We start from the raw sequence: 21,185 nt of genomic DNA, 5'->3' as shown, positions 1-21,185 counted from the left end.
CTCCAAAAGCGGCAACTGATGCCGAACAGTTGTGCCGACACGCACTCCTCATATTCTCACCACCGCTTGCTACGACTATCGTCGTCGCCGTGCGTCACTACGCCGCGTATGGCTCGAACATGGATCCCGCCCGCATGCGGGCCTACTGTCCGCACTCGCCGATGGTTGGCGTGGGGTGGATCGAAGGCTGGCGCCTCACCTTTGCCGGTGAGGGAGAAATGGGCTGGGAGGGGGCGGTCACGACGATTGTCGAGTCGCCCGGAGACCGCGTCTTCGTCTCGCTCTACGACGTCCATCAGTGGGACGCGTCACAACTCGACGAAGTCGAGGGCGTCACCGCTGGGGCGTACCAGAAAGTAACCGTGCGTATATCGACACTTGACGGTGAAGTACCGGCATGGGTGTACGTCTTCGCTGGTTACGAGGGCGGCCTGCCCACCGAGTGGTACCTGTCGGAGATCGCGAACGCAGCCGAGAAAGCCGGTGCACCGGACGACTACGTCGCCGATCTGCGCAGCCGGCCGACCGGAACCGCGGCTCCCGAGGTCTAAACCTCGGTGCGGTAGATGTTCGCCCGGTACAACGGGGTCATGCCGACCTTGAAGTAGAGGCTCGCGGCGTCGGTCGGGTTCGCCAGATCGACGCCGAGGCCCGCTTTCGGCCGCCCGTTTCCGGCATAGGTCGCGAAGGCCCGGCGCAGCAGAGCCTCACCCACACCCCTTTTCCGGTACGTCCGGAGCACGGCCAAACCCTTCACCCAGCCCTCTCTGGAGTCCTCGCCACCGTCGGAGCTCTGCAGTGCCCCGACGACACGCCCGTCCACCTCGGCGACGAACCACTCGCCGAACGGCGTACCAGGCCGGTTGATCTTGGCCTGCCAGCCTTCGAACGGCATCGCCCGATGGTCGGAGTCGGTGAACGACTCCTCGATCACCGCGTGGAAGGCCCGCAGCTCGGCCTCGTCACCGGACCGGACCGGACGCACCGTGACACCGGCCGGCGGCTCGGGAGCGACCGGGGAAACCCCGTCGAGGGACATCTGCATCCGGGCGAACTGCTTGAGGAAGACGAACCCGGCACCGGTCAGCGCCTCGATCAGCTCGGTCTCCCCGGGGATCGCACCGGCCCGGACCTCATAGGTGGAGTGCCCCAACTCGGCGGCCCTCTCCCGCATCCGGTCCATCAGGAGCGCGAGCAGCGGTTTCAGGGCGGACCGGCCGTCGCCGGGCCAGAAGTAGACGTTGGCCATGTCCCGGGCGCCGCCGGTGGAGTTGCCGGGGAAGGCCCAGCCGACGATCTTGCCGGAGTCGTCGAGGGCGAGCCAGCAGTCCCGGTCGAGGTCCGTGTGCGGCGTGGTCAGGTCGTCGCGGACATCGTCGGCGGTGTAGTCGGGCTCCCCCACCGCGGCGACGTCGCTGGCGTGCACCAGTTCGAGGATCGCGGGCACGTCGTCGAGGGTCGGCCGGCGAGTGGTCCAGCCGTGCGGGAGTTCCGTCATACCGGCATCGCAACACGCCCCGGTGGCGGATCTCAACCGAGTTTCGAACGGCCGCTTCTCAGCGGGTTAGGCGGTGGCCCAGCGACTCCAGCAGGCCCGCGAGCTCGATGCGCTCCGGCTGATCCAAGGCGGCGTACGCCTGACCGGCCAGCGCGTCGGTCACCGCGTCGGCCCACAGCAGGCGGCGGATCAGCGGGCCGGCCGGCGGGTAGGGCGCCTGCCAGCCGAGCGCGACCGCGTCGGTCTCGCCATCGGGGCCTGCGATGATCGCCTCCAGCGGGGTGAGACCACTGGCCCGCACCGCGATCACGTGCACCCCCTGCCGGTGCTCGTGCAGCAGGTGCAGCAGCACCGCGGCGCGGGCGCCGGGCTCGGTGTTCGGCGCGACCATCGCCCGCCAGGCCGCGAAGAGCGGGAGGCCGGCGGTGTCGACCCGGTCGACGACCCGCTGGGCGAGATCGTGCAACCGGGTCAGGCGGGGGAAACCGCCGAGGTGCTCGGCACCCCAGTTGCACAGCTCACCGAGATGCCAGGCGGCCACGGTGGCCGGGGCCGACGATTTCACGGCCGCCTCCCAGCCGTCGGTCACCGCCTCGGGGGCGATGAAGGCGAGTACGGCCGCCACGGTCTCCGGTTTGACGTCGCCGAGCGCTCCGGCGCGGGCGGACACGTGGTACGCCCAGCCGGAGAGGCCGAGCAGCCGGGCGCCCTGGAGGGTGCGCGGTGATTCCGAGAAGGCGCGGACGATGGCGGCGAGTCCCACGCGGGCGTTGGCGGCAGCCTGTTCCGGGGTCACCTGCCCGATTCTGCTCCCCTTGACCGTCTAAAGAAAATCATTGCTGGCCGGTAAGGAAACTCACTGGTGTCCGGATAGATCATCGAGGGCCGCCTGTGCCTCACCGACCGCGCGCCGGGCGGTGGCGGCCTCGCGTTCAGCGGTCCGGCGGCCCAGTCTGCGCCGGGCCACGTCGGCCACCGCCTCGGCCCGGCGCCGGTCCAGCTCGGCGAGTTCCGCCTCCAGGTCCTCGACCAGATGTTCGGCGTCCCGCTCGGCCTGTTCGGCACGTGTCACCCGGAGATCCGCCCGCTTCTCGGCGTCCTCCGCGGCGGTCATCTCCCGTTCCAGTTCCCGGCGGCGCTGGGCTGTCTCATCCCGAACAAGGGACGGAGCCGGAGGGAGTGCCGGGGCCGGTGAAAGGCCGGTCAGCAGGCGCAGGCGAGGGCGGGGCACCTCACCGAAACCGGCGTAACTGACCGCCCGGATCAGCCGCCCGCTCCGGATCTGCCCGGCGATCTCCGGTTCGGCCAGCGCCGCGGTGAACGTCGCCTCCACCTCGGCGAGCGGCAGTTTGGCCCCCGGCGTACCGGCTTCGACGGCCAGCCGCCGGGCCGCCTCGACCAGGGAGGTGACGAACCGCCGCCGGTGCAGGGAGAGTTCCCGCATCTGATCGCCCTGCAGGTCACGCTGAGCGGCGCGCAGAGCGTCGGCGATACCGGCCAGCTCGTCGAGCAGTTCGGGCCGCTGCAGTGCCACCAGGTTGACGATCCAGGCCGCCACGGTCGGCTTCTTGAGGGCGGCGAGGTGTCGGGCGGCCGCCACGTCACCGGCCCGGCGTGCCTCGGCGACGGCGGCGGTCCGGGCCGCGACGAATCCGTCCGGTGGTGACTCGTACAGCCGCCGGACGATGTCGCCGCCGTCGTTCACAGCACGCTGCCGGGTGCCACCTGACGGAAGGAGGTCTCGGCGAAACTCTCCAGGTGTTTGCCGTAGACGGCCGCGCCCCGTTCGTTGAGCAGCCCGTCGTGCAGGGCGAAGGCCCGGCCGGGTTCGATCCCGCGGACGAACTCCAGGGACTCGGCGATGGTGGCCCACGGCGCGTTCATCGGCACGAACAGGGTCTCCACCGGTTCGCCGGGTGCCACGAAGGAGTCACCCGGGTGGTAGAGGTTCTCCGCCCCGTCCGAGATCAGGTAGCCGAGGTTGGCGAAGACCGGCACGTACGGGTGGATGATCGCGTGTTGTCCGCCGTACGCCCGGATCTGAAAACCGGCCGCCTCGAAATCGTCGCCCACCGCGACCGCGACCGCCGCCCGCGCCGCGTCGCCGAGTACCGGCAGCACCGCCTCGTGCGCGTAGATCCGCAGGGCCGGGTTCCGGTCCACGGCCGTCGTCACCGCCGCGACGTCGAGGTGGTCGAAGTGTTCGTGGGTGATGAGCACGGCGTCCGCTCCGGCCAATGCGGACGCTTCGGAGAATTCGCCAGGATCTACGACGAGTACGCCCCCGCTTTCGAGGCGTAAGCAGGAATGCGTGAACTTCGTGACGCGCACGGGACCCCTCCGCTACTGATTCGTGACCGCTCATCTCGCAGTCTGCCGGAACCGGGATGTACCTGCCGTACGTCCCACGGTCAGTGAAGACTTGAGAATCGGAGCTGCCAGATGGATAAACGGGGAATCACGGCCGCGCTGCTGGCGTGTCTGATGCTGGCGGGTTGCGGCGCGGACAACAGCGACTCGGGCATGAGCAGCCAGGCCGAACCAGCGGTGGGACAGCAGGACACCGCGGGCGGGGCGGCGGAGAACAAGGCGGCGCCGGAGCAGGCGGCCGGGCAGGACACTCCCGCCCAAGCGCCGAACCTGCAGGTCGATCAGCGTTCGATCATCTACACCGGCTCGATCACGATCCGGGTGGACGACGTGACCGCGGCCTCGGCTCAGGTCACCGGGATCGCGACCGGCTCGGGCGGGTTCGTCAGTGGTGACGAACGGCACAGTGGGACCGGCTCGGCCACCGCGAACATCCAGTTGCGCATCCCGGCCGCCAAGTTCAGTTCGGTGGTCGACCAGCTCGGCAAACTGGGCAAGGAGGAGAGCCGCGGGATCAACACCGAGGACGTCACCGAGCAGGTGGTCGACCTGGACGCCCGGATCTCGGTGCAGAAGGCCCGGGTGGAGAGCGGCAAGCGCCTGCTGGCCGAGGCGAAGTCCCTGAACGACTTGGTGATGCTGGAGCGCGAGGTGGCGACCCGGGAGTCGGATCTGGCCTCGCTCGAGGCGAAGAAGCGCCGGCTGGACGACCTCACCGCGCTCTCCACGATCACGGTGGTGCTGCTGGACCCGGAGGCCGTGCGGGACGACTCGGACGACGAGCCGGTGGGCTTCCTGGCCGGGCTGTCCGGCGGCTGGCAGGCGCTGCTGATCTCGATGGGCGTGCTGCTCACGGTGCTCGGCGCGTTGTTGCCGTGGGCCGTCGCGATCGGTGTCCCGGTGTGGGCGGTGATCCAGGGTGTGCGGCGTTACCGCCGCCGCAGCACCCCGGCCCCGACCGCTCCTTAGAACGCTCCGGTGGCGAGCGCGGCGAGCGCGGTGTGCGCCATCACCCGCACCCCGTACGCGATGCAGCTCTCGTCCACGTCGAAGTCGCCCCGGTGCAGGTCGTGGCGTACGTCGGCACCGGGTCGCCCGGTGCCGAGCCGGATCATCGCGCCGGGCACGTGTTCCAGGTAGAACGAGAAGTCCTCGCCGCCCATGCTGAGCTCGGCCTCCACCACCCGGTCGGGGCCGAGCGCGGCGCCGGCGGCACTCGCGATGACGGCCGAGGCCATCCGGTCGTTGATCACCGGCGGGACACCGCGGGTGTAGTTGACGTCGGCTTCGGCGCCGGTCGGCGCGACCACCTCACGGATCAGCCGGGTGATCAGCTCCGGGGCCTCACGCCAGGCTTCCCGGCTGAGCACCCGGATCGTGCCGCGCAGCACACCCGCGCCGGGGATCGCGTTGAACGCCTGACCCGCGTGCACCGCGCCCCACACCAGGGAGAGCCCGGAACGCGGGTCGACCCGTCGGCTGAGCAGTGCGGGGACCTCCACGATGACCCGGCCCAGGGCGTACACCAGGTCGGCGGTCAGGTGTGGCCGTGCGGTGTGCCCGCCGGGGCCGGTGAGGTTGATCTCGACCGCGTCGGCGGCCGCAGTGAACGGCCCGGAGCGCACGCCGACCAGGCCGGCCGGCAGCTGCGGGTAGCAGTGCAGCGCGTAGATGGCGTCGACGTCCTTGAGGGCGCCGGCCGCGATCACCTCGGGCGCGCCGGACGGCATCGCCTCCTCGGCCGGCTGGAAGATCAGCCGCACCCGGCCGGGCAGCAGGCCCTGGTCGTTCAGCTGCGCGAGCGCCATGCCGAGGCCGAGCAGGATCGTGGTGTGCACGTCGTGGCCGCAGGCGTGCGCCTGTCCGTCGACGGTGCTGCGGTACGGCACCTCTTTGAGGTCGTGCAGCGGCAGCGAGTCGATGTCGGCGCGGAAGGCGATGGTGCGCGGGCCCTCGCCGATGTCACAGATGACGCCGTTGCCGCGGGGCAGCAGTCGCGGGCTCAGCCCGGCGACGGTCAGCTCCCGGGCGATCAGGGCCGCAGTCTCGAACTCGGAGTGTGACGCCTCGGGGTGAGCGTGGATGTGCCGGCGAATCGCTACCAGCTCGGCGCCCCTGGAAGCGAGCCAGCGGTCGAGCCGGCCGGGGAGCGGGTCGGTGCCGGGCAGTTGCCCGGGCCACGACGTATCGGCGCCCTCCGGCGCCTCCAGAGCAGTAGTCACGTCGGATTCCGTATCACTCTCGTACTTCGTCGGATTTCGCAACGCGCGACAGCCTAGTCCGGAACCAGGTAACGCTGTGTAACGGTCGCGTAAAGAGGTGTAAACACCCCGGCCGAGGTCGGCGGGCACTCGGGAGATCGTCCCGGCCCACCAGCCCTTTCAACGGGTAGTGGATCGCATAGGTGACGCGACACACTACTGGTCCGTCGATCGGCTCATACCCCGCAGAGGGTGTGACACACCTTCCCCGCGATCGCCCGGAGCCGCAACACCTCTTTTGCGTCAACGGTAGGACGTTCCCGCCGCCGACGACGAGCTTCCCCCGGACCAGGCGTCCGACTGTGAGGAATTTGCCACCCTCCGTCGGTCGCCAGTCGACAATGGGCAACCCGATCACTACACAGGGTCGAAGTGTGGTTAACAGTGACCTAGTGGCTTTCGTTAGGGGGCACCCTGCGGGCAAGATAGCGTGGTTGGCCGACAGCCCCCTATACCCCCTCGGTGGCATCCTCAGTGACTCAAATTCCGACGTGGAGCGGTGGGAACTCGTCTCCAACCAGCGGACGCGCAGCCCCGGGCACGCTCATCGGCGGGCGGTACACGCTTCGCGCCGCGGTGGGACACGGCGGCATGGGCACGGTGTGGCGCGCGGCGGACACTCTGCTGCGCCGCGACGTGGCGATCAAAGAGGTGATACTCCCCCCCGGTCTGGCCCCCAGTGACCGTGACGCGATGTACGAGCGGACCATGCGTGAGGCCCGGGCCGCGGCCGCGCTCCAGCACCCGGCGGTGGTGCAGGTCTACGACGTGGTGCACGAGAACGGCCGCCCGTGGATCGTGATGGAGCTGCTGGACGCCCGCAGCCTCGCCGACATGGTGATCGAGGACGGCCCGGTCCCCCAACGGGTGGTCGCGAAGATCGGCATCGCCCTGCTCGGCGCGCTCGAGGTGGCGCACGCGCACGGTGTCCTGCACCGTGACGTCAAACCGGCGAACGTCCTGATCTGTGGGGACGGCCGGTGTGTGCTGACCGACTTCGGTGTGGCCCGGATGCCCACCGACGTCCAGCTGACCACGCCGGGCATGGTGCTCGGCTCACCGCACTTCATCTCGCCGGAGCGGGCCATGGGCCACGACTTCGGCCCGCCCAGCGACCTGTTCTCGCTCGGTGTCACGCTCTTCACCGCGATCGAGGGCCGGCCGCCGTTCGACAAGGGCGACCCGATCGAGACAATGCACTCGGTGGTCGAGGACCCGCCCGCCCCGGTGGTGCGGGCCGGCTCGCTGACCCCGGTCCTGATGGGCCTGCTGGAGAAGAACCCGGCCCAGCGGATGGACGTGCAGACCGCCCGGACCATCCTGCGGCAGCAGCTCGCCGGGCCGCTGGCCAGCAAGAGCCCGCCGCACATGATGACCGACCCGTACTCGGTCGTCCCCTCGTCCCGTCCGACCAGCCCGCCGCCGGCCGCCGAGACCCAGCCGATCCCGCCGCAGCCCAGCGGTCAGATCGGCGGGCGCGCGATGCTGTCGCCGGCCGAGTCGCTCACCGACCATCTGGCCAAGCTGGAGCAGCAGAACGGCGGCGGCCGCCGCCGTGCGCCGGAGCCGCCGACCGCGGTCCCGGCCGGGAACGTGAGCATCCCGACCGGTCAGATGCCCTCCTTCAAGCTTCCCGACCGCGGCCGGGGCAGCGCCGGTGGCGACACCACGAGTGTCATCCCGCCGCAGAGCCCGTGGGGTCAGCAGCCGCCCGGTGGCACGCCCCGGCCGGGCACTGTGGTGATGAGCCCGTCGGCGAAGCGTCGGGCCACTGTCGACAAGGTGGTCGGCACCGCCCGGGAGACCACCGAGAAGGCGGTCGCCACGTTCCAGTCGTGGCCGCGCAACAAGCAGCTGATCTCCGGTGGCGCGGCCGCCGCGGTGGTGCTGATCCTGGTGCTGGTCTTCGCCTTGAGCGGTACTGACGAGAAGACCGCGCCGACCGAGGCCGCCCCGCAGCCGAGCAACGCCGCGGCCGCCGATTTCGAGACCCAGGCGTACAAGGGCAACGCCGCGGTCAGCGTGCAGGTCCCGGCCGGTTGGACCCGGTCGGCCGGTGGTGTCTACGTCGAGTACATCGAGCCCGACGACAAGACCACCAAGGTCCGCATCCTGGTGGAGACGGGCAAGGTGGCACCGAACAAGTTCGTCTCCCAGACCGCCCCGGCCGGGCTGAGGAAGGGCAAGTCCTGCCCGGCGCCGTTCACCGAGGTCGCCACGACCGAGGTGACCATCTCCGGCAACGCGGGAGCCGAGCTGGAGTACACGTGCGGTGAGGGCGACGCGATGCGTCACGGCATCTGGCGGATGACCACGGTCGGCGGCAAGATGTATTCCTTCTTCCTGACCACGACCGACGCGAAGTTCCCGGACTACAAGAAGTACTACGACACCATGACCGAGACGTTCCAGCTCGACCTCTGACCGGCCTGTGCTATCAATCCCTGATGGCACCACAAGTTTATGTTGACCTGATCGACCGGGCCGAGGCCTGGCTCTCCGACGATCCCGATCCGGTGAGCCGGGACGAGTTGCGCGCGGTGATCGATGCCCTGCCGACGACCGCGGCCGAGTTGAGCGACCGGTTCTCCGGGCCGCTCACCTTCGGCACGGCCGGGCTGCGCGGCCGGCTGCGGGCCGGCCCGAACGGCATGAACCTCGCGGTGGTCACCCGGGCGGCGGCCGGTCTGGTCGGCTGGCTGGGCGCGCAGGGCGGCGACGGTCCGCTGGTCATCGGGTACGACGCCCGGCACGGTTCGAAAGAGTTCGCCGAGCGCACCGCCCGGGTCGCGACCGGGGCCGGGCGGGAGGCGCTGCTGCTGCCGGGGACGCTACCGACGCCGGTGCTGGCCTACGCGGTGCGGGAACTGGGTGCGGTCGCCGGGGTGATGGTCACGGCGAGTCACAACCCGCCGCAGGACAATGGTTACAAGGTCTACCTGGGTGCGGCTCTGGGCGGTCCGGCCGGTTCCGGGGCGCAGATCGTCCCGCCGGCCGACGCCGGGATCGAGGCGGCCATCCGGGCGGTGCCGAACGTGACGTCGGTTCCGCTGGGCGGTCCGGGCACGGTTCTCGGCGACGAGATCCTTGCCGGGTACGTCCGGAGCGCGGCCGCCGTCCTCAGCGCCGACGGCCCGCGTGACCTGGTCGTCGCGTACACCCCGATGCACGGGGTGGGTGGCTCGACCCTGGTCGGGGCGTTCGACGCGGCCGGGTTCCCGGCTCCCGCGGTGGTGGCCGTGCAGGCCGAACCGGACCCGGAGTTCCCGACTGTGGCCTTCCCGAACCCGGAGGAGCCGGGTGCGATGGACCATCTGCTGGCCCTGGCCGGGGCGGAGCACGCCGACCTGGCGATCGCCAACGACCCGGACGCCGACCGCTGTGCGGTGGCGATCCCCGGCCCGGACGGCTGGCGGCCGTTGCGCGGCGACGAGCTGGGGGTGCTCCTGGCCGACCATCTGATCCGCCGTGGTACTCCCGGCTTGTACGCCACCACGATCGTCTCGTCGTCGCTGCTGGGCCGGCTCTGTGCTGCCCGGGGCGTGCCGTACGCGGAGACACTGACCGGCTTCAAGTGGATCGTGCGCGCGGCGGAGGACCTGGCGTTCGGGTACGAGGAGGCACTCGGCTACTGCGTGGCCCCGGCGATGGTCCGTGACAAGGACGGCATCACTGCCGCGCTGACCGTGGCCGAGCTGGCGGCCGGCCTCAAGGCCGAGGGGAAGTCGCTGGACGGGCGGCTGGACGAGCTGGCGGCCGAGTTCGGGCTGCACGCCACCGATCAGCTGTCGGCGCGCTTCGACGACCTGGCCGACATCGGCCGGGCGATGACCCGGGCCCGGCACAACCCGCCGGCGACCCTGCTCGGTGCCGAGGTGACCTCGGTGGTGGACCTGCTGCCGGAGAACGACGTGCTGACGTTCCGCACGGCGACGACACGTGTGGTGATCCGGCCGTCGGGCACCGAACCGAAGTTGAAGGCGTACCTCGAAGTGGTCGTGCACGGCGACCCGGCGACCACCCGGACCCGGGCGGCGACCGACCTCGAGGCCCTCCGCGCCGAGATCGCGGCAACGCTCGGCGTCTAGAGGGACCAGTGTCCCCGGGGGACGTGAACTCCCCCGGGGCGGCGGCTAGATCGGCCTGGGCGTGCCCAGAGCGGCCTGGATCGCCTTGCCCAGGGTGGCCACCACCAGCGCGACGCTGGGCCGCACGATGGAGTCCTCCAGGGTCACGTCACCGACGAAGCCGGCGTTGCTGGCGATCTCCGCGAGACGCTCGTGGGCCCGGTCGACCTCGTCCTGCGGCAGTTTCAGGGCCGGTTCCATCCGCGCCGCGACGAGCAGGGTGGCAAGCGCGGCGGTCCGCTCGTCGGGCAGCGTGTTGCCGATCAGCGCGGCGGCCAGCCGGCCACGGATCTCGGCTTCGTACGCCGGGTCCGACGTCGGGTAGCGGTGCACGTGGATCACGCCGAGCTGGGTCTCGTCGACGTCGCGGACGACGCCTCGGGCGCACAGGTCCTCCAGGACCCGGATGCGCAGCCGGTGCCGGAGGCGCTGGAGCCACTGGGCGGGGGTGTGCGGCTCCTCGGTGGCCACCTTTCCCAGCACCCCGTCAGCGACCGGGTCGCCCAGCGGAGTGGCGTCGGTGACCACGAGGTGACCGTCGGCGGCGTAGGCGATCCGGTTGGCCAGAGCGAGATCGATCAACACCGCGGCGGCCATGCCCAGGTCAAGCCCGATGCGGGATCCCGAGGCCTTTCCGGTCTGGTCGTCGTACGCGAGGAGGAGCAGTTCCTCCGCGAGCGGGATGGGGGTCATGTAACGCAACGATAGTGGCCCGGGTCATCCGGTCCGATCCCCAGGTCGGTCAGATCCTGGACGGTCCTACGATCCGGGCCGGCTGGCCGTTACCCCGGGTTGAGGAACTAACGGGCGAGATCCGGCAGGATCCTGTCCCGCTGCGCGAACCAGGCCAGCGAGTCCCGGATGCCGTCGGCGACCGAGTGTTCGGCACGCCAGCCCAGCAGATCGGCCGCGCGGGTGCTGCGGGTGTAGGCGCCGGCCGAGTCGCCGGGACGCCGCGGCGCCGTCTCGATCGCCACCGGACGATCGGCGACCTGGTTGAACGCCTCGACGAACTCCAGCACGGTGGTGCCGGTACCGGTGCCCAGGTTGATCGCCAGCGAGCCGCTCTCGAACGGCAGTGCGTCGAACTCCTCCAGCGCGCGCAGGTGGGCGCCGGCCAGGTCCCAGACGTGCACGTAGTCGCGGATGCCGGAGCCGTCCCGGGTCGAGTAGTCGACGCCGGTCACCGGGAACGGCTGCCCCGCCCGGTAGACCTCGATCAGCTTGCCCAGGGCGTGGCTCGGCGAACGCAGTTGCAGGCCGGTCCGCATCTTCGGGTCGGAGCCGATCGGGTTGAAGTAGCGCAGCGACAGCACCCGCAGCGGGGTGGCCGCGGTGATGTCGGCGAGCATCTGCTCGACGATCAGCTTGGTCCGGGCGTACGGGCTGAGGGCGGTCAGGTTCGAGCTCTCGTCGACGGTGAAGTCCGCGCCGGGCTCGTAGATCGACGCCGAGGAGCTGAACAGCAGCCGGGTCACACCCTTGGCGATCAGGTGATCGACGAACTCCAGGGTTTTCGCAACGTTCTCGCGGTAGTAGTGGATCGGGTGCTCCACCGATTCGGGGACCACGATCAGGGCAGCGCAGTGCACCACGGCGGTGATGTCCGGATGGTCCGCGAAGATCCGGTCGAGCACGGCGGTGTCAGCGATGTCACCCTCGTAGAACGGGCGGCCCTCGCAGAACTCCCGGCGGCCGGTGACCAGATTGTCGAGGATGACCGGTTGATGACCAGCGTCCAGGAGACAGGATGAGATCGTGCTGCCGATGAACCCCGCGCCACCCGCGACCAGAACCTTCACGAACACCCCTCACCCGTTCCGATTTCGCCACGAGGCTAGCCCACCCTCGCCGGGACGGCCCGGTCCGCCCGGCGACCGGCTCCGAAAACGCCGGATCTGAATATTCACCGGCACCTTGATCACGCGCCGGGCGGTTGGCACCCGGCGGTAATCTATGATGCTGACCGCCACGGGCACGGCCTCGAGCTCATCCCCCGCGCCCATTCCGGCCTCGTCACGGTTTCTCCCCCCATGGAAGCGTGAACCCCGAAGCTTGTAGATAAGGAGCACGTCAACCGTGACCTCGTCCCAGTCCAGGACTCCTGCTGTCACAGTTGTGGTCATCTCCTACAACGACGCCGGCCGGGTCGCGAACGCGGTGCGCTCGGTCCTGGACCAGTCGTTGCGCGATCACGAGGTGATCGTGGTCGACGACCACAGCACCGACGGCACCGATGCGGTGGTCGAGAAACTGGTGGCCGAGCACCCGGACGCGGTGCGTTTCATCCGCCTGCCCGCCAACTCCGGGCACGCGGGGAAGCCTCGTAACACCGGGATCGCCGCGGCCCGCGGCCGTTTCATCATGTTCCTCGACAGCGACGACACCCTCGATCAGCACGCCTGCCGCAACCTGGTGGCCGAGGCCGAGCAGACCGAAGCCGACATGGTCATCGGCCGGTGCGTCCGGCACGACGTGATCACCGGCAAGGAGTCCTCGTGGATGCCGTGGCTGGTGAGCCGCAAGGTGGTCTACGAGTCGCTGCACGAGCAGCCCGAGCTGCTCTACGACGTGCTGTCGACGAACAAGCTCTACCGGCACGACTTCCTGATCCGGGAGAACCTGCTCTTCGTGGAGGACCGGCTCTACGAGGACAACCTGTTCGCGGCGCACTCGTACCTCGCGGCCAAGAAGATCGCGATCATCCCGCAGCGCATCTACACGTGGAACATCGAGCGCAAAGCGGTGAATCTCTCGATCACCCGCCGGGCCGCCGAGATCCGCAACATCACCGACCGGATGGCCATCTCCCGCAAGATCGACGAGCTGCTGGACAAGTACGACGCCGGTGACCTGCGCCTGCAGAAGGACATCCGGTTCATCGAGAACGACCTGCGCGTCCACCTCGCCCGGCTGAGCCGGCAGTCCGAGGAGAACCAGCGGGCCATGATCGAGGTCGCCCGGCCGTACGTGCAGACCCTCCCCGACGCCGCGTTCCGGGAGGCCAAGCCGCTGCCCGCGATGGCCGCCTACCTGGTCCGGCAGGGCGACTACCACGGTGTGGCCGCGCTGCACGACTACATGGTCTACAAGCCGTACCAGCCACACCTGACCGCCGAACTGGTGATCCAGGACGGCCGGGTCTACTGGGGCGACCGGCACCTGGACGATCCGCTGGGCCGCGAGGTGCTGGACGTCACGGAGATGGGCTTCCAGGACCGCCAGCTCAGCAAGCTGCGCCTCGGTGGCGCGGTCGAGAGCCTGCACCGCGACGGTGACCTGGTCACCATCACCGGTTCGTTCGCCAACCCGCTCGGCCGGATCACCGTCGAGTCCGCGCCGAAAGCTCAGCTGGTCATCGCCGACCGGCGCAGCAAGCAGCGGATCTTCAAGGTGAAGGCGCAGCTCTCCGTCGACGAGCAGCGGATCGTCTGGAACGCCGTCTTCGAGCCGGAGAAGGACCTGCGCCCGGTCGGCCTGATCGACCCGTTGTACTCGGTGCGCCTGCACATCACGGTCGGGGCCGAGAGCGCCAGCCTGGCCCTCTTCGCCGACGACGACGTGCTCGACACGATCCGGATACCGACCCGTCCCCGGCTGAGCCGCCTCACCGCCGACCTGCTCCAGGGGTACCGCACCGACAGCGGCAACCTGGCGCTGCGCCTGGACGCCGACGGCGGCGCCGCCAAACTGGGCACCGCGGCGATCACCGGCGTGCGCAACACGCACTTCGGTGCCCGCGCGTGGGCCCGGGCCGCCGCCTTCCAGAAGTCGATCCGCCAGAGCCGCAACACCCGGGCCACCAAGCTCTCCTGGTACGAGAACGTCTTCCTCAAGATGCCGATCAAAAAGGGCTCCGTGGTCTTCGAGAGCCACATGGGCAAGCAGTTCTCGGACAGCCCGCGCGCCATCTACGAGGAGATGAAGCGCCGGGGCGTCAAGTTCAACCCGATCTGGGTGTACGCCTCGCAGCCGACCGGTTTCCCCTCCGACGTCAAGCTGGTCAAGCGCAACTCGTGGGCGTACCTGCAGGCACTCGCCCAGGCCGAGTTCTGGATCGACAACCAGGGCTTCCCGCACGACCTGCGCAAACGGCCGGAGACCAGCTACATCCAGACGTGGCACGGTTCGGCGTTCAAGCGGATGGGTTTCGACCAGGCCGACGTCAAACGGCAGTCCGAGGCCCAGCAGGCCCGGATGAACCGGGCGATCGACCGGTTCGACTACTTCATGGTCCGTTCCGGGCACGACGAGCGGACCCTCGCCCGTGGCCTGCAGGTCGGCGCGGAACTGCTCCGGGTCGGCTACCCGCGTAACGACGTCCTGGTCAAGGGCGGCAACGACGAGGAGATCGCGAAGCTGCGCAAGCAGATCGGTCTCACCGACGACCGGAAGGTGGTGCTGTACGCGCCGACCTTCCGCCCGGAGGAGGTGAACCGCCGCTCGGGCCTGCGCCTGCCGTTCGACCTGAGCGAGTTCACCCACCGGTTCGGTGATGACATGGTCCTGCTGGTCCGCCCGCACTACCTGGTGTCCTTCGCGCTTCCGCCGGCCTACGGTCACTCGGTTCGTAACGTCGCGGGCGTGCACGACATCACGCCGCTGCTGCAGATCTCGGACGCGCTGATCACCGACTACTCGTCGGTGATGTTCGACTACGCGCTGCTGAACCGGCCGATGATCTTCCACGTGCCGGACTACGACCATTACGTCGGCTCCACCCGCGGGTCGTACTTCGACCTCGCCGAAACCGCACCGGGACCGCTGACCCGCACCTCGGAAGACCTGTTCGCCGCGCTGGCCGACCTGGACGGCAACACGACCACGTTCACCGAGAAGCGGCGGCAGTTCGTCGCCGAGTTCGGGGAATACGACACCGGAGACGCCGCCAAGGCCGTCGTCGACCGCTTCTTCGGGACGGGGACCCGCCGTGGCTGAACATCGTGACATCTTCATCGTCTGCAACACCGTGAACGAGCTCGGCGGCCTGAACCAGTGGGCGCACGACGTCGCCCGGCTGTTCACCGCCCGCGGGCACCGGGTCCGGCTGATCGGCGTGGAACCGGCGGTCAACGAGCGGGACTTCGGCGCCGAACCGCCGTACCAGACGATGATCCTGCACGCCGACCGGTTGCCCCGGCGCGAGAAGGCGACCGGGATCGCGGCGCTGAACCCCGGCCGGGGACTGCAGGAGCGCAAACGGCAGCAGATCTTCGAGGGCGGCGTCCGCCGGCTCAACGAGATCCTGCGCACCGGCGGCACCGGCGCCGTCGTGATCGCCGCCCAGGTCTGGGCCGGCGAGTGGGTGGCCGCCGCGGACACCACCGGCATGCAGGTCATCGGCATGTCCCACGAGTCGTACGAGGCCTGCCGCGCCAGCAGCCGGTTCGCCCGGGTGAAGAAGTTCTACACCGGCATGGACATGCACCTGTCCCTGACCGACGCGGACGCCGACGCCTGGGCCCGGGCCGGCATGTCCAACGTCGGTGCCATGCCGAACCCGCTGATGGTCACCCCGAAGACGCTGCCCACTCTCAACGAGAAGCGGGTCGTGACACTCGGCCGGCTCTCGCACGAGAAGGGCCTCGACATGCTGCTCGAGGCGTGGGCACAGGTCGGGCCGCGGCACCCGGACTGGCAACTGGAGATCTACGGCGCCGGCCCGAACGAGCAGGCGCTGCGGACACTCGCCCGGGAACTGAACCTCGACGACACCACCCTGTTCCGGGGCAAGACCAACGTCATCGACAGCGTCCTCGCGTCGTCGTCGATCTACGTGCTGCCGTCCCGTCAGGAGGGCTTCCCGATCGCACTGATGGAAGCTCTGGCCTACGGGCTGCCGGTCGTGTCGTTCGACTGCGCCCCCGGCATCCGGGAACTGATCGACGACGACGTCAGCGGCGGCCTGGTGATCACTTCGGGTAACGTGCCCGGTTTCGCGGACGCCCTCAGCCGGCTGATCGAGGACCACGATCTGCGGGTCCGGCTCGGTGCCGCCGGACGCGAGACGGTGCAGCGCTACACCCCGGACAGCATCATGGACCGCTGGGAGGCGCTGTTCACACTCCTGGACCGTTAAGGTTCCCGGAATGCACGCCATCCTCGCTACCCTCGGTTACATTTTCTCGCCGGATCGTCAGCGTGTTCTGATGATCCGGCGGGACACCCGGGCCGACGACATCCACTACGGCTACTACAACGGCCTGGGCGGCAAGCTGGAGCCCGGCGAGGACGTCGTCGCCGGGATGCGCCGGGAGATCCACGAGGAAGCCGGCATCGACTGCACCGCGCTCGAACTGGCCGGCACGGTCTCCTGGCCCGGGTTCGGTCGCGACGGCGCCAACTGGTTCGGCTTCCTGTTCCGGATCACCGCCTGGACCGGCACGCCGCTGGACGGCAACGACGAGGGCAGCCTGCACTGGGTCGAGATCGCCGACATACTGGCCGGAAAACTCCCGATGTGGGAGTCCGACCGCCATTTCCTGCCACTCGTCTTCGCCGAGAAGCCCGAGGCGTTCCACGGCGTCATGCCGTTCACCGACGGCCGCGCGACGAGCTGGAACTTCAACACCCTCTAAACCCTGGCCGGATACGCCGCTCGGCCCCACCACCGCACCGGCCCGCCCTGTCGCGTCCCCGCGAGGTCCGGCGACGGCCGAGGCCACCCAGCGACTTCCGGGCCGAATGCGGTGGTTCCGTGTGGTGGGTTGCGGTGCGTTCCGCACCGCAACCCACCACACAAAAGCCAGCCGCGCCCTGGCACCCGCCCACGCGCGCTGCGTGCCGAGTTAGGGCGCGGAACGCACCACACGTCACCACACAAGTGCCCACCGCAGTTCGTGTGGTGACTTGGGGCGCGGAGCGCACCATAAGTCACCACACCGGGGGAACCGCATTCGGCCCGGCGGGCGCTGGGCGGCCCCGGCCGTCGCCGGACCTAGCGGGGACGCGGCAGGGCGGGGTGGTGCGGTTGTGGTGCCTCAGTGGCGTATCAGAAACGCGGTTGACCCGGTTTTCAGAAGCGGCGCATGCCGCCGAACTGGCGGTCACCGGCGTCGCCGAGGCCGGGGACGATGTAGGCCTTCTCGTTCAGGCCCTCGTCGATCGACGCCGTGATCAGGCGCAGCGGCAGGCCGGAGTTCGCCAGGCGCTCGATGCCCTCGGGGGCGGCCAGCACGCAGCAGATGATGATGTCGGTGCAGCCGCGGTCGGCGAGCAGGTTGCAGCAGTGCAGCAGCGAACCGCCGGTGGCGAGCATCGGGTCGAGGACCAGGACCGGCTGGTTCGCCAGGTCGACCGGGAGCGACTCCATGTAGGCGCGCGGCTCGTGGGTCTGTTCGTCGCGGGCCAGGCCGACGAAGCCCATCGACGACTCGGGAAGCAGCCCGAGGGCGGCGTCGGCCATACCCAGACCGGCCCGGAGCACCGGGACGATCAGCGGCGGGGTGGCCAGCCGGGTGCCCTCGGTGGCCGCGACCGGGGTCTCGATGGGGTATTTCTCGACGGCGAAGAGCCGGGCGGCCTCGTAGACCACCATGGTGGTCAGCTCGTGCAGCGAGGAGCGGAAGACACCGGAGTCGGTGTCGGTGCGGCGCATCGCGGTGAGTCGCGTCTGGGCCAGCGGGTGATCTACTACAAGGACGTCCACGGCTGACAACCTATCGTTCAATCAAGATCAACTGTCACAGGGTTGCGTAGAATCCCTTTCATGACTGTGACAGCGCCCGCTGAACCGTCCGATCTCCGCTCGTTCCTGCACGGCCTGCCCGGGGTCGACAAGGTGGGCGTCGAGGCGCGGGCCGCGGCGCTCGCCACCCGCTCGGTCAAGGCGGGCTCCAAGGCGGCGGCGATCGACCTCGCCATCCGGATGGTCGACCTGACCACGCTCGAAGGCGCCGACACCCCCGGCAAGGTGCGCGCGCTCTGCGCGAAGGCGATCCGGCCCGACCCCGCCGATCCGGCCTGCCCGTCGGTCGCGGCGATCTGCGTCTACCCGGCGATGGCACCCGTCGCGGCCGCCGCCCTGGCCGGTTCGGGAGTCCACCTGGCCAGCGTGGCGACCGCCTTCCCGTCCGGTCAGGCGCCGCTGGAGGTCAAGCTGGCCGACACCCGGGACGCGGTGGCCGCCGGTGCCGACGAGATCGACATGGTGATCAGCCGGGGCCGGTTCCTGGCCGGCGACTACACGCACGTCTTCGACGAGATCACCGCGGTCAAACAGGCGTGCGGCGACGCTCACCTCAAGGTGATCCTGGAGACGGGTGAGCTGGGGACGTACGACAACATCCGGCGCGCCTCCTGGCTGGCGATGCTGGCCGGTGCCGACTTCATCAAGACCTCGACCGGCAAGGTGAGCGTCAACGCCACCCTGCCGATCACGCTGGTCATGCTGGAGGCGGTCCGTGACTTCCGGGATCGGCACGGCCGGATCATCGGGGTCAAACCGGCCGGCGGCATCAAGACCACCAAGGACGCCATCAAGTACCTGGTGCTGATCAACGAGACCGTGGGCGACGAGTGGCTGCACCCCGACCGGTTCCGGTTCGGCGCCTCCTCGCTGCTCAACGACCTGCTCATGCAACGCACCAAGCTGACCACCGGCCACTACGCGGGCCCCGACTACTTCACCCTGGACTGAGGCCCATGTTCGAGTACGCACCGGCTCCGGAATCCCGTTCCGTAGTAGAGATCGCCTCGTCCTACGGCCTGTTCATCGACGGCTCGTTCGACGACGGCAAGGACGGCAACGTCTTCAAGACGGTCAACCCGGCCACCGAGGAGGTGCTGGCCGAGGTCTCCGCGGCCGGCCCGGAGGACGTGGACCGCGCGGTGGCCGCCGCCCGGCGCGCCTTCGGCAACTGGTCGGCGCTGCCCGGCAGCGAGCGTGCGAAATACCTGTTCCGCATCGCCCGGATCATCCAGGAGCGGTCCCGCGAACTGGCCGTGCTGGAGTCGCTGGACAACGGCAAGCCGATCAAGGAGTCGCGCGACGTCGACCTGCCCCTGGTGGCGGCGCACTTCTTCTACTACGCGGGCTGGGCCGACAAACTGGGGTACGCCGGGTTCGGTCCCGACCCGAGACCACTCGGCGTGGCCGCGCAGGTCATCCCGTGGAACTTCCCGCTGCTCATGCTGGCCTGGAAGATCGCGCCCGCACTGGCGACCGGCAACACCGTGGTGCTCAAGCCGGCCGAGACCACCCCGCTGTCCGCGCTCTTCTTCGCCGACGTCTGCCGACAGGCCGAACTGCCGGCCGGCGTGGTCAACATCGTCACCGGGGCCGGTGACACCGGGGCCCACCTGGTGCAGCACCCCGACGTGAACAAGGTGGCGTTCACCGGGTCGACCGAGGTGGGCCGGGAGATCGCCCGGTCGGTGGCCGGCACCGGCAAGCGGCTCACGCTGGAACTGGGCGGCAAGGCGGCGAACATCGTGTTCGACGACGCGCCGATCGATCAGGCGGTCGAGGGCATCGTCAACGGGATCTTCTTCAACCAGGGACATGTCTGTTGCGCCGGGTCGCGGTTGCTGGTGCAGGAGTCCGCTTTCGATGAGGTGATGGCGTCTCTGAAACGCCGGATGGCCACCCTGCGCGTCGGTGACCCGCTCGACAAGAACACCGACATCGGGGCGATCAACTCGGCCGCCCAGTTGGCCCGCATTACCGAATTGTCGGAAATAGGGTCGCAAGAAGGCGCGGAGCGCTGGTCGCCGGAGTGTTCGCTGCCGGACCGGGGCTTCTGGTTCGCGCCGACGATCTTCACGGGAGTCACCCAAGCCCACCGGATCGCCCGCGAGGAGATCTTCGGGCCGGTGCTGTCGGTGCTCACCTTCCGGACCCCGGACGAAGCGGTCGCCAAGGCCAACAACACGCCGTACGGGCTGTCCGCCGGCATCTGGACCGAGAAGGGCTCGCGGATCCTGGCCGTGGCCGACCAGCTCCGGGCCGGGGTCGTCTGGGCCAACACGTTCAACAAGTTCGACCCGGCGTCGCCGTTCGGCGGCTACAAGGAATCCGGCTACGGCCGCGAAGGTGGCCGTCACGGCCTGGAGGCTTACCTTGCCTAAGTCAACCAAGCCGCCGGTGACCGAGCCGGTCCGGCTCTCCGTGCGCAAGACCTACAAGCTCTATATCGGTGGCAAGTTCCCCCGTAGCGAGTCAGGACGGACCTTCGTGGTGGACGGCGACAACGTGGCCCTCGCCTCGCGCAAGGACGCCCGGGACGCCGTGGTCGCGGCCCGCGCCGCCCAGCCGAAATGGGCCGGCGCCACGGCGTACAACCGCGGTCAGGTGCTCTACCGGATCGCCGAGATGATCGAGTCCCGCCGGACCGAGTTCGCCGCGCTGGGCGTGCCCGGCGCGGAAGTGAGCGCCGCGATCGACCGCTGGGTCTGGTACGCGGGCTGGTCCGACAAGATCGCCCAGGTGGCCGGCGGTGCCAACCCGGTGGCCGGGCCGTTCTTCAACGTCTCCGCCCCGGAACCGACCGGAGTCGTCGCGGTGGTCGCGCCGGCCTCGTTGCTGGGCCTGGTCAGTGTCATCGCCCCGGCGATCGTGACCGGAAACACGGTGGTCGTGCTCGCCGGCGGACCCAAGATCGCGGTCACGCTGGCCGAGGTGCTGGCCACTTCGGACGTTCCGGGCGGTGTGGTGAACCTGCTCACCGGCCGGCACGCCGAGACCGCACCGTGGCTCGCCTCACACGCCGACGTCAACGCGATCGATCTCACCGGAGTCGAGCACCCGGAGCTGGCGGCCGAGCTGGAAAGGGCCGCCGCAGGGACGCTGAAGAGGGTGATCCGGCCGTCGGGGGCCACCGATTTCACCGCGGATCCCGGGCTGCGCCCGATGACGGCACTGCTGGAGACGAAGACCGTGTGGCATCCGAAGGGCTACTGAGGGGCTACCGGGGCGGCTGTCACACAGCG

The 21,185-nt window shown here is 69.6% G+C and carries 18 protein-coding genes; 10 read left to right on the top strand and 8 right to left on the bottom strand.

Annotated features, from left to right (window positions below):
• Positions 1-89 precede the first annotated feature (89 nt).
• Entirely contained in the window at positions 90-551 is a 462-nt protein-coding gene (locus BLU81_RS37615; protein WP_092552479.1) for a gamma-glutamylcyclotransferase, read from the top strand.
• Here BLU81_RS37615 and BLU81_RS37610 read toward each other — a convergent pair.
• Genes BLU81_RS37610 through BLU81_RS37595 form a run of 4 tightly spaced genes read right to left on the bottom strand, consistent with a single transcriptional unit; the run spans position 548 to position 3,829 of the window.
• Positions 548-1,498: a GNAT family N-acetyltransferase gene (locus tag BLU81_RS37610; protein WP_092552475.1), complete on the bottom strand. Its 951-nt coding sequence runs from the start codon at positions 1,496-1,498 to the stop codon at positions 548-550. The genes BLU81_RS37615 and BLU81_RS37610 overlap by 4 nt on opposite strands.
• A 58-nt stretch (positions 1,499-1,556) precedes the next feature.
• Positions 1,557-2,294 (bottom strand): SCO6745 family protein, encoded by a 738-nt coding sequence (locus BLU81_RS37605; protein ID WP_092552472.1) that lies wholly within the window; start codon positions 2,292-2,294, stop codon positions 1,557-1,559.
• Positions 2,295-2,354: 60 nt separating this feature from the next.
• Positions 2,355-3,203 (bottom strand): coiled-coil domain-containing protein, encoded by an 849-nt coding sequence (locus BLU81_RS37600; RefSeq protein ID WP_092552469.1) that lies wholly within the window; start codon positions 3,201-3,203, stop codon positions 2,355-2,357.
• Positions 3,200-3,829: an MBL fold metallo-hydrolase gene (locus tag BLU81_RS37595; RefSeq protein WP_092552466.1), complete on the bottom strand. Its 630-nt coding sequence runs from the start codon at positions 3,827-3,829 to the stop codon at positions 3,200-3,202. The genes BLU81_RS37600 and BLU81_RS37595 overlap by 4 nt, the downstream gene beginning before the upstream one ends.
• A 111-nt stretch (positions 3,830-3,940) precedes the next feature.
• On the opposite strand from BLU81_RS37595, the gene BLU81_RS37590 reads away from it, so the two are divergent.
• Entirely contained in the window at positions 3,941-4,837 is an 897-nt protein-coding gene (locus BLU81_RS37590; protein ID WP_092552463.1) for a DUF4349 domain-containing protein, read from the top strand.
• Here BLU81_RS37590 and BLU81_RS37585 read toward each other — a convergent pair.
• The gene (locus BLU81_RS37585; protein WP_092552460.1) at positions 4,834-6,090 is read right to left on the bottom strand and encodes an amidohydrolase; all 1,257 of its coding nucleotides are present in this window, start codon (positions 6,088-6,090) and stop codon (positions 4,834-4,836) included. The two genes, BLU81_RS37590 and BLU81_RS37585, sit on opposite strands and share 4 nt — an antisense overlap.
• Before the next feature lie 513 nt (positions 6,091-6,603).
• Between BLU81_RS37585 and BLU81_RS37580 the strand changes: the two genes are divergently transcribed.
• Complete coding sequence (locus tag BLU81_RS37580) at positions 6,604-8,553, top strand: serine/threonine-protein kinase (protein WP_092552457.1); 1,950 nt, start codon at positions 6,604-6,606, stop codon at positions 8,551-8,553.
• A 23-nt stretch (positions 8,554-8,576) separates the two neighbouring features.
• The gene (locus tag BLU81_RS37575) at positions 8,577-10,217 is read left to right on the top strand and encodes a phospho-sugar mutase (RefSeq protein ID WP_092552455.1); all 1,641 of its coding nucleotides are present in this window, start codon (positions 8,577-8,579) and stop codon (positions 10,215-10,217) included.
• Between the two features lie 45 nt (positions 10,218-10,262).
• Here BLU81_RS37575 and BLU81_RS37570 read toward each other — a convergent pair whose 3' ends face one another.
• Positions 10,263-10,949: a GOLPH3/VPS74 family protein gene (locus BLU81_RS37570; protein ID WP_092552452.1), complete on the bottom strand. Its 687-nt coding sequence runs from the start codon at positions 10,947-10,949 to the stop codon at positions 10,263-10,265.
• Between the two features lie 107 nt (positions 10,950-11,056).
• A complete protein-coding gene (gene galE, locus BLU81_RS37565) occupies positions 11,057-12,058 on the bottom strand; it encodes a UDP-glucose 4-epimerase GalE (RefSeq protein WP_092558197.1) in 1,002 nt (333 codons plus the stop codon).
• A 277-nt stretch (positions 12,059-12,335) separates the two neighbouring features.
• On the opposite strand from galE, the gene BLU81_RS37560 reads away from it, so the two are divergent.
• From BLU81_RS37560 to BLU81_RS37550, 3 genes are read left to right on the top strand one after another with little or no spacing between them, the layout of a single operon-like run.
• The gene (locus BLU81_RS37560) at positions 12,336-15,194 is read left to right on the top strand and encodes a bifunctional glycosyltransferase/CDP-glycerol:glycerophosphate glycerophosphotransferase (protein WP_092552449.1); all 2,859 of its coding nucleotides are present in this window, start codon (positions 12,336-12,338) and stop codon (positions 15,192-15,194) included.
• On the top strand, positions 15,187-16,335 hold the full coding sequence (locus BLU81_RS37555) for a glycosyltransferase (RefSeq protein WP_092552446.1): 1,149 nt from the start codon (positions 15,187-15,189) through the stop codon (positions 16,333-16,335). The genes BLU81_RS37560 and BLU81_RS37555 overlap by 8 nt, the downstream gene beginning before the upstream one ends.
• Positions 16,336-16,345: 10 nt before the next feature.
• Positions 16,346-16,834 carry an NUDIX hydrolase gene (locus tag BLU81_RS37550; protein ID WP_092552443.1) on the top strand — a complete coding sequence of 163 codons (489 nt, stop codon included), beginning with the start codon at positions 16,346-16,348 and terminating at the stop codon, positions 16,832-16,834.
• Between the two features lie 437 nt (positions 16,835-17,271).
• Here BLU81_RS37550 and upp read toward each other — a convergent pair whose 3' ends face one another.
• Entirely contained in the window at positions 17,272-17,904 is a 633-nt protein-coding gene (upp, locus tag BLU81_RS37545) for a uracil phosphoribosyltransferase (RefSeq protein WP_092552440.1), read from the bottom strand.
• 60 nt (positions 17,905-17,964) lie between these two features.
• Here upp and deoC point away from each other — a divergent pair, with 60 nt between their 5' ends.
• Genes deoC through BLU81_RS37530 form a run of 3 tightly spaced genes read left to right on the top strand, consistent with a single transcriptional unit; the run spans position 17,965 to position 21,156 of the window.
• Positions 17,965-18,894 carry a deoxyribose-phosphate aldolase gene (gene deoC / locus BLU81_RS37540; protein ID WP_092552437.1) on the top strand — a complete coding sequence of 310 codons (930 nt, stop codon included), beginning with the start codon at positions 17,965-17,967 and terminating at the stop codon, positions 18,892-18,894.
• A gap of 5 nt (positions 18,895-18,899) precedes the next feature.
• The gene (locus tag BLU81_RS37535; protein ID WP_092552434.1) at positions 18,900-20,324 is read left to right on the top strand and encodes an aldehyde dehydrogenase family protein; all 1,425 of its coding nucleotides are present in this window, start codon (positions 18,900-18,902) and stop codon (positions 20,322-20,324) included.
• Positions 20,317-21,156, top strand: coding sequence for an aldehyde dehydrogenase family protein (locus BLU81_RS37530; protein WP_373873319.1), 840 nt, complete (start codon positions 20,317-20,319; stop codon positions 21,154-21,156). The genes BLU81_RS37535 and BLU81_RS37530 overlap by 8 nt, the downstream gene beginning before the upstream one ends.
• Positions 21,157-21,185 lie beyond the last annotated feature (29 nt).

The organism is Actinoplanes derwentensis, from assembly GCF_900104725.1.
In the GTDB taxonomy this organism is placed as follows: domain Bacteria; phylum Actinomycetota; class Actinomycetes; order Mycobacteriales; family Micromonosporaceae; genus Actinoplanes; species Actinoplanes derwentensis.
Note: the sequence above shows the minus strand (reverse complement) of the source record. Positions and strands in the feature narration are given on the sequence as shown.